This window comes from Aliiroseovarius sp. (assembly GCF_030148435.1).
Taxonomy (GTDB): domain Bacteria; phylum Pseudomonadota; class Alphaproteobacteria; order Rhodobacterales; family Rhodobacteraceae; genus JASBTN01.
In genome coordinates, this window is sequence record NZ_JASBTN010000063.1 from 1 (window position 1) to 12,042 (window position 12,042).

Here is a 12,042-nt window from a genome sequence, read left to right on the forward strand (position 1 = left end):
TCTCATCAGCCGGATCGAAGGCGGCGCCCGCATCGGTAAACAGACCGGCGGTACCGACCGCGCGGGTCATGTCCAGCAACGGATCCTGGAACCGCTCGACCAGATCTCGGGCAAAGGCATCCAGGTCAGCCTGGGCCGCCACCCCGCGCACATCGCGAATCTCGAAGGCTGCCGCCAGGGTGCCGCCAGCGAAGGGGTTCCGCGCCCGGCCATCCGGCGAAGGCATGGCCATGCCATTCAGCGTCAGGCCGGACAGCGCCCCGGAGCTCTGTGTCATCTCGGGCACGATCAGATTGCTAGCGGGGTCAAAACCGATGGTCGCTGCCTTGCCATCCAAAAGGACCGCGCCACCATCTGTATAAAGCGCGACCATGCCGTTTTCCCGGGGCGTCTGGCGCAGCGGGACGATGGGCGACAGAAGGTCGATCTCCTGCTGTCGCAGATCCATCAGGGACGAGGGGTCCTGGCCCCGTGCAACGCTTTCCTGGATTTCGTAATTCAGCGTCTCGATTCGCTTCAATCCCTCATTGAGCGCAGTTACCTGGTTGCCAATGCTGGTGTCGGCCTGCTTGCGGGCGGTCTGGATGCCGGAACTGGCGCCGTTGATATGGCTGACCAGATCATGCGCTGCATCAAGACCCGCGTTCAGCCGCGCCTCGCTGTCGGGGCGCGAACTGGCCTCGATCAGGGAGGCCTCGAATTGGGCGAGGCGGCCGGAGAGCGAACCGGTATCCTCCGGCGGGCCAACGAGGCGTTCGAGATCGTTCAGGAACGTCGCAAGGGCGCTGTCATACCCCGTTCCGGCGTCGGACAGGACACGGTCATTGATCACACCCTGGTCCGCGTTGCGCACCACCGCCTTGACCGCCACACCGCCCGTAGTCCCGCCCAGGTGCTGCGAGGACAGCTCGAGTTGGCGGGTGGCGTAGCCGGGCGTATTGGCGTTGGCGACATTCGCCGAGACGACCTCGGTCGCACGCGCGGTGGCGGTCAGCCCGGACAGGGCATTGTTGAGTGATCCGGCAATTGTCATGCCTTAACCTCCGTTTCCCACCCCGGAGCGTTAACGTTTGATATTCGTGGTTTCCTGCAGCATCTCGTCCACGGTCTGGATGACCTTGGCATTGGAACTGTAGGCCCGCTGGGTCTGGATCAGATTGGTCAGCTCGCCGGCCACATCTGTGGTCGAACCCTCGCGGGCGAAACCGATCACCTCGCCGGTCGGACCGTCACCAGCATCCCAGAGGAAAAAGGAACCGGACTGCACCGAGACCTGATAGGACTGGTTCGACAACGAGATCAGCCCGTTCGGATTTGGCACATCGACCAGCGGCACCTGATAGATGGAACGCGTGAAGCCGGTGTCATAGGTGGCTGTCACCAGACCATCCTCGTCGATCTCGACCGCCGTCAGGTTGCCCACGGGCGAGCCGTCCTTGGTGATCTGGGTCGGCGCGAAACTGTCGGACAGCTGGGTCAAGCCATTGGTATCGCCGATCCGGCCGATGGTCATGGCGAGCGGTCCGCCGGCCACGGTCAGGGCGAGTTCACCCGTAGAGGGGTCATAGGCGCCGCCCGAGGTCACTGTCACCGAAGCCAGCGTGCCCCCATTGGCACGGGTGTCGTCGAAGGTCAGTACATATTCCCCGATCACCGCCCCACCCGAGGCACTGTCACTGATCACCATTGTCCATTCATTCGACGAACCGGTGGCCGGAACGGTCGGCGTGAAGGTGACATCAAGCGATTCGGAGGTTCCGAGGTTGCCGAAATACTCGACCGACAGCGGCAGCGCAGTGCCAGCCGATCCGGCCCCGGTATCAACGGCGGGCAGGTTCACCCCTAGGTTCATTTGCGTGGTCGGATCACCGGCGCTCTGGTTCGAGTTGATCACGATCGGTTCGAGCCCGTTCGCGGTGTCGCGCGGGAACGTGCCTACTGTGCCATCGGCATCCGCGGGCCAGCCCAGCAACACCAGGCCGGTTTCCGTCTTCAACACCCCTTCGGCATCGGTGCGGAACGACCCGGTCGTGGTCATCATCATCGGTCGTTCGCCCGAAGACGTATCCAGGTAAACCTCCTGCGTGACCGGCAGCATGCCATTGCCCGCAATCGCGATATCGAGCGGGTTCGAGGTCGAGATCAGCGGACCGTGTTCATCAATCAGGCGCGAGGTCGTGGTGCGCACGCCCCCGGCGGAATAGGTGCCCGCCCCGGCGATCCCGCCAATCACCATGCTTTCGAAATCCGCCGAGGCGGTCTTGTAGCCGAATGTCGAGGAATTCGCGATATTGTCTGAAATCGTCGCCAATTTGGTCGCATTGGCATTCAGGCCGGCAACGCCGGCACTCAGCGAGGAGGAAATCGTCATAAGGTGCGCCTTTCTGCTGCATCAACCCCTTGTCATTGCCCAGACATAGCAAGCCGCCCTTAACAGCCCCCTAACGGCTAAAATCCGACCTATCCCTATCTGGCCGCCCGGTCTGACCGGAGCAGGATCAGCTCGATCCGATTGTTGCGCACCGCCATCGGATTGCGCGCCACCGGATTGCGGTCGGCATGGCCGGTCACTCGCTGCACGCGATCAGGTGCAAACCCCTCGGTCTCGAGCAGTTTGCGCGTCATTGCCGCGCGGTCGGCGGATAGATCCCAGGACGGGTTGTCGGCCACGACGATCGGCTGCGCGCGCACATGGCCACCCAGCGCCAAATCGTTTTCCACGAGTGCAAAGACCCGGGACATCATGCCGGCAAGCTCGGCCATGACCGGCATAGGTACAGCGGTCCCGTCCTCGAACAAAGGTTCCCCGGCCAGGTCGAACAGCTCGATAACCAGGCCTTCATCTGTTACCTGTGTCACGATGTGGCGCATCGCCCTGTCGCCGATCATGCTTTCACCGGCCTGACCCGAGAGCATCTCTTCGATCTCTTCGAGCATCGCAGACTCGCCCGCGTCACCGGCGCGCGTGCCTTCGCCGCTTTCACCGGGGAAACGCGGCAGGCCGCCATAGCCGGTCTGGGCCAGGGTTTCCTCGGTAAAGACCGAATCGCCGCCAAAGGAGCCATCACCACCGCCGGACACCCGGTTCACCGGAATCGTCGGGCTGAAATAGTCCGCGATCCCCTTTCTTTGCTTTTCCGTCGTAGCATTCAGAAGCCACATCAACATGAAAAAGGCCATCATGGCGGTCACGAAATCGGCGTAAGCCACCTTCCAGGCACCACCGTGGTGCCCATCGCCACCAACTTTTTTGACCTTCTTGATGATGATCGGCGCATTTGATTGCGCGGCCATCCCACCACCTCATTTTTTCACCCGAGGATGACGCTAGCAGGGTGGCGTAAAGATCGACTTAACCTTTCAAATTGCGCCGATATTCTCTTACGGAAGTGTGTCGAGCCCGCGCACCGGGCCGATCATCCCCATGACCTTGCCCGCGGTCAGCAGCGTACCATCAGCAAGAAACGCGTCATCAGGACCGCGGTCAGCGTGAAACTGCCCGAAGCGACGGCACCCAACCCGGTCCGGCCTGCGGCCACGCATGCCTTGAACATGACACCCGCCGCTTTCTCTTGACTTCGTTGCATCTGAAACAATATCCTCCGAACCACGCAACAGGAAATGCATAACATGTGCAGCAATTCTGCCAGCAGCCCGTGTGCAGGCAGAGTCGGGGAGACGAGATGAACACGCAAGACGCCGCGCGCCGGATGATCACCGCAGCCACCACGGTTGGCACGACGGAAGGCTACATGCCCGGCTGGGCCAATGACTTCGAGACCGAGGCCCTGCCCGGTGCCCTGCCCCAGGGCATGAACAGCCCGCAGCGCTGCGACTATGGCCTCTACGGTGAACAGCTGTCCGGCACCGCCTTTACCGCCAACCCGCCCGAACGCACCTGGTGCTATCGTATCCGTCCGGCGGTGAAACACTCGGCCCGTTATACCAAGATCGACGTGCCCTACTGGAAAAGCGCGCCCTGCGTGGACCCGGAGGTCATCTCGCTGGGCCAGTACCGCTGGAACCCGGTCGAAGCCACGGAAGGCCTGAATTGGATCACCGGCATGCGCACCATGACCACGGCCGGGGATGTGAACACCCAGGTCGGCATGGCCTCGCATATCTACCTTGTGACCGAGAGCATGGTGGATGATTACTTCTTCTCGGCCGACAGCGAACTGCTGGTCGTGCCGCAGGAAGGCCGCCTGCGCTTCTACACCGAACTGGGCATCATCGACCTTGAGCCCAAGGAGATCGGCATCATCCCCCGTGGCCTGGTCTACCGTGTCGAGCTGGTGGACGGCCCCGCGCGCGGCTTCGTCTGCGAGAACTACGGCAAGAAATTCGAACTGCCGGGCCGCGGTCCGATCGGCGCCAACTGCATGGCCAATCCGCGTGATTTCAAGGCGCCAGTGGCGGCGTTTGAGGACCGCGAGGTGCCTTCGACCATCACCATCAAATGGTGCGGCCAGTTCCACAAGACCGAGATTGGCCAGTCGCCGCTGGACGTGGTGGCCTGGCACGGCAACTACGCGCCCTACAAATACGACCTGCGCACCTATTGCCCGGTCGGCGCGATCCTGTTTGACCACCCGGACCCGTCGATCTTTACCGTGCTGACCGCGCCCTCGGGTGATCCGGGCACGGCGAACATCGACTTCGTGCTGTTCCGCGAGCGCTGGATGGTGGCCGAGGACACCTTCCGCCCGCCCTGGTACCACAAGAACATCATGTCCGAGCTGATGGGCAATATTTACGGTGAATATGACGCCAAGCCGCAGGGCTTCGTGCCGGGTGGCGTGAGCCTGCACAACATGATGCTACCGCATGGGCCGGACCGCGAGGCGTTCGAGAAGGCCTCGAACGCAAACCTTGGCCCGGACAAGCTGGACAATACTATGTCCTTCATGTTCGAAACCCGCTTCCCGCAGCACCTGACCGCCTTCGCCGCCAACGAGGCACCGTTGCAGGATGACTACATCGACTGCTGGGCCGATATCGAAAAGAAGTTCGACGGCACTCCCGGCAAAAAGTAGGGTGCGGGAAAACCGTGAATTTTCTTGCCAAGATTCTGAAAAATCCTGGATCCGCTAAGAGGACAAGACACTAATGAGCCTTCTGAAATCCTGGGTCGACAGCGCCAATTCGGCAGCGACCCCCTTCCCGCTGAACAACCTGCCCTATGGCGTGTTCTCGACCGCCAAGGTTGATGGTCACTGCGGTGTGGCCATCGGCGACATGATCCTGGACGTGACCGCGCTGGAAGAGGCCGGCGTCATCTCGATCGACGAGATCCCGGTCTTCGATCTGCCGATGTGGAACGAGTTCATGGACCTGGGTGCCGAGGTCTGGGCCGAGTTTCGCACCTCGCTTCAGGAGCTGCTGGGCGAAGGCGCCCCCGAAGAGCTACGTAAGACGCTGAAGGCCTACCTGGTTGCCCAGGCCGACGCCACGATGCACCTGCCCTTCGCCGTGTCGGAATACACCGACTTCTATGCCGGCAAGAACCACGCCTTCAATGTGGGCACCATGTTCCGCGGGCCGGAAAACGCACTTCCCCCCAACTGGCTGCACATTCCGATCGGTTATAACGGCCGCGCCTCGTCGGTGGTCGTGTCGGGTACCGACGTGCGCCGCCCATGGGGTCAACTGAAAGCACCTGATGCCGAGATGCCCTCGTTTGCCCCCTGCAAACGCTTCGACCTGGAGCTTGAGATGGGCGCCATTGTCGGCCAGCCCAGCGAAGGTCCGATCACCGTGGGCGAGGCGGATCAGAACATCTTCGGCTACGTGCTGCTGAACGACTGGTCGGCGCGCGACATCCAGGCCTGGGAATACCAGCCGCTGGGCCCGTTCCAGGCCAAGGCGACCGCCACCACCATTTCCCCCTGGATCGTCACCGCCGCCGCGCTGGAGCCCTTCCGCACCTCGACCCCTGCGCGCGAGAAAGAGCTGCTGCCTTATTTGGCCGAGCCGAAACCTGGCCTTTACGATATCGAACTGGAAGTCACCCTGGCCCCGGAAGGCAAGGCGGAAACCACCATCACACGCACCAACTACAGCCAGATGTATTACTCTGCCGCGCAGCAACTGGCGCATCACACCACCTCGGGCTGCGCCATGACCGTGGGCGACCTTCTGGGCTCCGGCACCATCTCGGGCCCGACCAAACCGGAACGCGGCTCGCTCCTGGAACTCAGTTGGGGCGGCAAGGAGCCGCTAACGCTGGACACGGGCGACGAGCGCAGCTTCCTTGCCGATGGCGACACGCTGACCCTGAAGGGCGCGGCGAAGGGCGACGGGTACCAGATCGGCTTCGGCGACTGCGCCGGCACCGTGCTGCCCGCGCTGGACGACCCGTACAAGCGCTGATCATGGGGCGCTGGATGTCACACCATAGAACAGGAAGCCGTGGTTCAGGTGGCTGGGCGTGTACCAATCCATCAGATGCTGCGGGCCCTGCCCGCTGTCATCGCCGCTGTACCAGACGCGGATTTCGCGGCAGCGGCAGATCACATTGCGGCCCATCATCCACAGGATGACCGGGCTGCAGAGAAACTCGATGAACGTGGCCCAATAGGGCAGGAAACGACGATCAAACATGCGGGGATGGAATCATACCGTCCCATGCAAGTCTAGGAAGGGAACCAAGACCATGGCCAAGGCATTCGCGTCCCAGGGGGACATGACGGAAAAGAAGATCACATTCGACGAGATCGGCGCGGGGCTCTATGCCTTTACCGCCGAGGGCGACCCGAACTCGGGCGTGATCATCGGCGACGACAGCGTCATGATCGTCGAGGCACAAGCCACTCCGCGCCTGGCGAACAAGGTGATCGAATGCGTACGCTCCGTCACCGACAAGCCGATTTCCCACGTGGTTCTGACCCATTATCACGCTGTGCGCGTGCTGGGCGCCTCGGCCTTTGGGGCAAACCAGATCATCATGTCGGACGTGGCCCGGTCGATGGTTGTCGAGCGCGGGCAGGAAGACTGGGACAGCGAATTCCAGCGCTTCCCGCGCCTGTTCGAAGGGCATGAGAGCATTCCCGGCCTGACCTGGCCGACCACCACGTTTTCCGACAGCATGACGGTCTACCTTGGCAACCGCCGCGTGGACATCATGCAGGTGGGTCGCGCCCATACCGCCGGGGACGCCGTCATTCACGTGCCCGACCAGAACGTCATGTTCACCGGCGACATCGTCGAGGACCATTCGGCCTGCTATTGCGGCGATGGGCACTTCAATGACTGGGGCGACACGCTGGACAACATCAAATGGTTCGACGTGGACGCCATCGCCCCGGGTCGCGGCGGCGCCCTGATCGGCAAGGAGGCGGTGAACCGCGCCATCGAAAGCACCCGCGATTTCGTCGAAAGCACCTACAAGCCGGTCGCCAGGGTTGCCGCGCGTGGTGGTTCGCTGAAGGAAGCCTGGGACGCCGCCCGCGCCGAATGCGACCCGAAGTTTGCCGACTACGCAATCTACGAACACTGCCTGCCCTTCAACGTTGCCCGCGCCTATGACGAAGCGCGCGGCATCGACACCCCCCGCATCTGGACCGCCCAGCGCGACTTGGAGATGTGGGAGGCGCTGCAAAGCTGACCCAATACCGCTCGCTGCATGAAAGGAGACATGCGGCGAGCGGCCACACCTATCGTTGCAAACGCAATGTGAAAAACGGTTTAAGCTAAGGCAGAAACCCTGCCCGCCGCCGGAGGAGACCAAATGAACGCCGAGAACAAAATTTTCGAAGTGCCGCTCTATGCCTATGAGCGCAGCCCGGACCAGGACAACGAAGCTGCGGTCCGCCACCCCGTCGTGATCATCGGCGCAGGCCCCATTGGCTTGGGGCTGGCGATCGACCTGGCGCAGCAGGACGTGCCGGTGGTGATCCTGGACGACAATGACAAAGTGTCCTTCGGCTCGCGCGCGGTGTGTTATGCCAAGCGCCCGCTGGAAATCCTCGACCGGCTAGGCTGTGGCCAGCCGATGGTGGACAAGGGTGTCGAATGGAACGTCGGCAAAGTCTTTTTTGACGAACGCAAGATCTACGAATTCGACCTCCTGCCCGAAGACGGGCACGAGCGCCCCGCCTTCATCAACCTGCAGCAATACTATTTCGAGGAATACCTGGTGAACCGGGTCCGCGAGTTGCAGGCCGAGGGTAAGGCGATCGAGATCCGCGGCAACAACAAGGTCTCGGCGATCGGCAACCACGCCGACCATGCCACGCTGGAAGTGGATACGCCCGAGGGGCCCTACAACATCGAGGCCGACTGGCTGATCGCCTGTGACGGCGCCGGCTCGCCCACGCGCCAGATGCTTGGGCTCGATTTCGTCGGTCGCGTGTTCGAGGACAACTTCCTGATCGCCGACGTGATCATGGAAGCCGACTTCCCCACCGAGCGCTGGTTCTGGTTCGATCCGCCCTTCAACAAGGGCCAGTCGGCGCTCTTGCACAAACAGCCCGACAATGTCTGGCGCATCGACCTGCAGCTGGGTTGGGACATCGACAAGGAAGAAGAGAAAAAGCCCGAAAATGTCATCCCGCGCCTAAAGGCAATGCTGGGCGAGGACGTGCAGTTCGAACTGGAGTGGGTCTCCATCTACACGTTCCAGTGCCGCCGGATGGAGAAATTCCACCACGGCCGTGTGATCTTTGCCGGTGACGCCGCGCACCAGGTTTCGCCCTTCGGCGCCCGCGGCGCGAACTCCGGCCTGCAGGACACCGACAACCTGGCCTGGAAGCTGAAGCTGGTGATGGACGGAATGGCGCCCGAGTCGCTCCTGGACAGCTACGACATGGAGCGCATCCACGGCGCGGATGAGAACATCATGAACTCGTCCCGCTCGACCGACTTCATCACGCCGAAGTCAGAGATGTCGCGCATCCTGCGTGACGCCGTGCTGGACCTGGCGGAACAGCACGAATTCGCCCGCCCGCTGGTAAACGCCGGTCGCCTGTCGGTGCCCTGCACCTACGACGGCTCACCGCTGAACACCGCCGATGCGCTGGACGGGCCCGAGCGCACCCGCCCCGGCTCGCCCTGCCCGGACGTGAAACTGGGCGACGATTACCTGCTGCGGCAGCTGGGCGACAAGTTCACCCTGCTGACCATCGACGCCGATGCGCCCGAAAGCCTGGACGAGGACGGGATCGAAGTGACCCGCCTGGCTCTGTCGGCAAAGGCGGACACCACCGGTATGCTGAAGGCCCGCTACCTCGGCAACGAGGACAGCGCAGTTTACCTGATCCGTCCCGACCAGCATGTGGCGGCGCGCCGCCCGAGCTTCGACGAAAACCTGTTCCGCGCCGCCATCCGCCGCGCCACCGGCAAGGAGTAACAGCCATGTCCGATCTGAACCTGAAGCCGAACATCGCCGGTGCCGACGATTTTTATGCCGCCCTGCTGGGCGCCCACGAGGGCCTGTCGAAGGAAGACAGCGACGCCCTGAATGCGCGCCTCGTGTTGATCCTGGCCAACCATGTGGGCGACCGCGAGGTGCTGGACCAGGCGCTTGACGCAGCCAGGAACACGGGCTGACACCAACTGGTTCAAGGAAAGGCCCCGTCAACCGACGGGGCCTTTTTCGTGTCAGGGCAAGGAAATCTCGCGGATGTAGACCGGGATAGACACAATCGCAGTCAGCTCCTCGCTGCCGTCGAAAACGTCGGCCAGCTCAGCGATGTTCATTTGCCAGCTAACCTCGCCGTTCAGCTCCCGCCCCAGTTTCGCATTCATCACCAGTTCGGCCAGCTGGTCGTAGCGGTAGATGCGGAAGAAGTCGGGTGTAACCGAGGAATAGGGGCGGCTCTCACCCGCTTCGCTCCAGCCCAAGGCGCCCTGAACGTGGCGCAGTTCCAGATTAAAGCCTCCGCCACCATCCGGACGCACGGCCCAACGTTCCCGGCGCTGGCTTGCGTCACCTGCGGTCTCGGTGGCCACGGCATGATCCACCACCCCGGCGGCAGAGTTGCCGTAAGGATCCTGAATGGGGGCCGGTTCATATACCCGGGTCACGTAGCCGCGAACACCCGCCTCGCTCTTGCCATAGACCAGGAAGGCGGCAATCGCACCGGCTCGTGGCTCTGCGGGCGCACCCTCGGCATCCATGATCAGGTGCCGGTCGATCAACGCCAGAATCACGTTGCTGCCAGCCAGTCCCCCCTTGGGTAGCGTGATCGGCACAACGCCTTCCGGCAACCAATCCGCAATCGCGTCCGGATTGACCTGGAATCCCATCAGAACCCGGCTTTCAACAGTCGATCCGACGGGGGTTTCGGCGCTGGCAACGGTGGCAGAAACCGCGACACCAAGAGCCAGCACAACGCCGCCGATACGGCGGAAAAATGTTCCACTTTTCATATCTGTCCTCCCAATTTGCGGGGAAATTTTACCAGATTGCCGGCTGTGCTGCCCTGATTTGGATCAGAGCGGTGAAAACTGGTCTGGCGCATCGCAATTGGTCCGCTCGACAGGCGCGAAATTGGCCATTTCCACCAGCGCATTTTTTTGATCATATTACGCGAAACCTTGCTTGCACCCGCCGAATCCCGGTGACAGAGTGCCGCCAGATCCGAAACGGAGTGAGACATGATCGAGAAACGCGACTTCTACATCAACGGCCGGTGGGTTGCCCCCGCCGTGGCCAATGATTTCCCCGTAATCAACCCGTCGACCGAGGAAGCCTTCGCCACCATTTCCCTGGGCGGACAGGCCGATACCGACGCGGCGGTTGCGGCGGCCAAGGCGGCGTTCAGGACCTGGGGGGTCTCGTCCAAGGCCGACCGCCTAGAAGTCCTGCGCAACATCGCCGAAGTCTACGGAAAACGGGGCGAGGATCTGGCCCAGGCGATGAGCCAGGAAATGGGCGCCCCGATCAACCTTGCTCGCACGGGTCAGGTCGGCGCTGGCGCCTATCACATAAAGAACTTCATCGATGCCTTCGAGGGGTTCGAGTTCGATCGCGTGCTGGGCGCTCACGCCCCGAACGACCGCATCCTGTATGAGCCCATCGGCGTCTGCGCCCTGATCACACCCTGGAACTGGCCGATGAACCAGGTCTCGCTGAAGGTCGTGGCGGCGCTGGCGGCAGGGTCAACCATGGTACTGAAACCTTCGGAAATCGCGCCGCTTTCCTCCATTGTCTGGTCCGAAATCATGCATGACGCCGGTGTGCCCGCCGGAGTCTACAACATGATCAACGGCGACGGTGTCGGTGTCGGCACCCAACTGTCGACCCACCCGGACGTGGACATGGTCAGCTTTACCGGCTCGACCCGCGCGGGCATCGCAATCTCGAAAGCGGCCGCCGACACGTTGAAGCGCGTCTCGCTCGAACTCGGCGGCAAAGGGGCCAACATCCTGTTTGCCGACGCGGATGACAAGGCGGTGAAACGCGGCGTGTTGCACATGATGCAAAACACCGGGCAGAGCTGTAACGCGCCCTCGCGCATGCTGGTTCAACGCGAAATCTACGACCAGTCGGTCGAGACCGCCCGCGAGGTTGCCGAAGGCGTTTCGGTGGGTCCGGCCAGCGAGGAAGGCCGCCACATCGGGCCGGTCGTGTCCGAACTGCAATGGGGCAAGATCCAGGATCTCATCCAGGTTGGAATTGACGAAGGCGCCCGCCTGATCGCCGGGGGAACCGGTCGTCCCGAGGGGCTGAACAAGGGCTATTTCGTCAAGCCGACCGTCTTTGCCGACGTGAACAACCAGATGACCATTGCACGCGAGGAAATCTTCGGCCCGGTCCTGGCGATGATCCCATTCGACACCGAAGAAGAGGCGATCGAGATCGCCAATGACACGGTCTATGGCCTGACCAACTACGTGCAGACCCAGGACGGAGAACGCGCCAACCGGGTGTCGCGCGCGCTGCGCTCGGGCATGGTCGAGGTGAACGGCCAGGGCCGTGGTGCGGGGGCCCCGTTCGGCGGCTACAAGCAATCCGGCAACGGCCGCGAGGGCGGTGCCTTCGGGATCGAGGATTTCCTGGAGGTCAAAGCCGCCTCGGGTTGGTCGAACGTCTGATCC

Annotated in this window: 12 protein-coding genes; 6 read left to right on the top strand and 6 right to left on the bottom strand. The window is 62.5% G+C overall.

The genetic code is table 11. The features are described 5' to 3' along the window. The 4 genes from flgK to Q1V43_RS11505 all read right to left on the bottom strand — a co-directional run. On the bottom strand, nt 1–1,033 hold a 1,033-nt coding region (gene flgK, locus Q1V43_RS11490), incomplete at its 3' end, for a flagellar hook-associated protein FlgK (RefSeq protein WP_300517943.1). Nucleotides 1,034–1,063: 30 nt separating this feature from the next. Then, nucleotides 1,064–2,371: a flagellar hook-basal body complex protein gene (locus Q1V43_RS11495; RefSeq protein ID WP_300517945.1), complete on the bottom strand. Its 1,308-nt coding sequence runs from the start codon at nt 2,369–2,371 to the stop codon at nt 1,064–1,066. A 95-nt stretch (nt 2,372–2,466) separates the two neighbouring features. Continuing rightward, nucleotides 2,467–3,294, bottom strand: coding sequence for a flagellar motor protein MotB (locus Q1V43_RS11500; RefSeq protein WP_300517948.1), 828 nt, complete (start codon nt 3,292–3,294; stop codon nt 2,467–2,469). Between the two features lie 146 nt (nt 3,295–3,440). Further along, nucleotides 3,441–3,587, bottom strand: a complete 147-nt coding sequence (locus tag Q1V43_RS11505) for a hypothetical protein (RefSeq protein WP_300517950.1) — start codon at nt 3,585–3,587, stop codon at nt 3,441–3,443. A gap of 123 nt (nt 3,588–3,710) precedes the next feature. Between Q1V43_RS11505 and hmgA the strand changes: the two genes are divergently transcribed. Both hmgA and fahA read left to right on the top strand, forming a co-directional pair. Beyond that, nucleotides 3,711–5,036, top strand: a complete 1,326-nt coding sequence (gene hmgA, locus Q1V43_RS11510; RefSeq protein ID WP_300518015.1) for a homogentisate 1,2-dioxygenase — start codon at nt 3,711–3,713, stop codon at nt 5,034–5,036. 73 nt (nt 5,037–5,109) lie between these two features. Then, complete coding sequence (fahA, locus tag Q1V43_RS11515) at nt 5,110–6,372, top strand: fumarylacetoacetase (protein WP_300517952.1); 1,263 nt, start codon at nt 5,110–5,112, stop codon at nt 6,370–6,372. On the opposite strand, the gene Q1V43_RS11520 is transcribed toward fahA, so the two are convergent. Further along, nucleotides 6,373–6,603 (bottom strand): DUF2585 family protein, encoded by a 231-nt coding sequence (locus Q1V43_RS11520; protein WP_300517954.1) that lies wholly within the window; start codon nt 6,601–6,603, stop codon nt 6,373–6,375. Nucleotides 6,604–6,655: 52 nt separating this feature from the next. Between Q1V43_RS11520 and Q1V43_RS11525 the strand changes: the two genes are divergently transcribed. The 3 genes from Q1V43_RS11525 to Q1V43_RS11535 all read left to right on the top strand — a co-directional run bounded on the left by Q1V43_RS11525 (nt 6,656) and on the right by Q1V43_RS11535 (nt 9,549). Next, on the top strand, nt 6,656–7,606 hold the full coding sequence (locus Q1V43_RS11525) for an MBL fold metallo-hydrolase (RefSeq protein WP_300517956.1): 951 nt from the start codon (nt 6,656–6,658) through the stop codon (nt 7,604–7,606). A 123-nt stretch (nt 7,607–7,729) separates the two neighbouring features. Continuing rightward, nucleotides 7,730–9,349 (top strand): FAD-dependent oxidoreductase, encoded by a 1,620-nt coding sequence (locus Q1V43_RS11530; RefSeq protein ID WP_300517959.1) that lies wholly within the window; start codon nt 7,730–7,732, stop codon nt 9,347–9,349. Between the two features lie 5 nt (nt 9,350–9,354). Beyond that, nucleotides 9,355–9,549, top strand: coding sequence for a DUF2783 domain-containing protein (locus tag Q1V43_RS11535; protein ID WP_300517962.1), 195 nt, complete (start codon nt 9,355–9,357; stop codon nt 9,547–9,549). Between the two features lie 51 nt (nt 9,550–9,600). Here the strand turns inward: Q1V43_RS11535 and Q1V43_RS11540 are convergent, their stop codons facing one another. After that, nucleotides 9,601–10,371 carry a hypothetical protein gene (locus Q1V43_RS11540; RefSeq protein ID WP_300517965.1) on the bottom strand — a complete coding sequence of 257 codons (771 nt, stop codon included), beginning with the start codon at nt 10,369–10,371 and terminating at the stop codon, nt 9,601–9,603. Nucleotides 10,372–10,599: 228 nt separating this feature from the next. Between Q1V43_RS11540 and Q1V43_RS11545 the strand changes: the two genes are divergently transcribed. Beyond that, nucleotides 10,600–12,039, top strand: coding sequence for an aldehyde dehydrogenase family protein (locus Q1V43_RS11545; protein ID WP_300517968.1), 1,440 nt, complete (start codon nt 10,600–10,602; stop codon nt 12,037–12,039). The last annotated feature ends 3 nt before the right edge of the window (nt 12,040–12,042 follow it).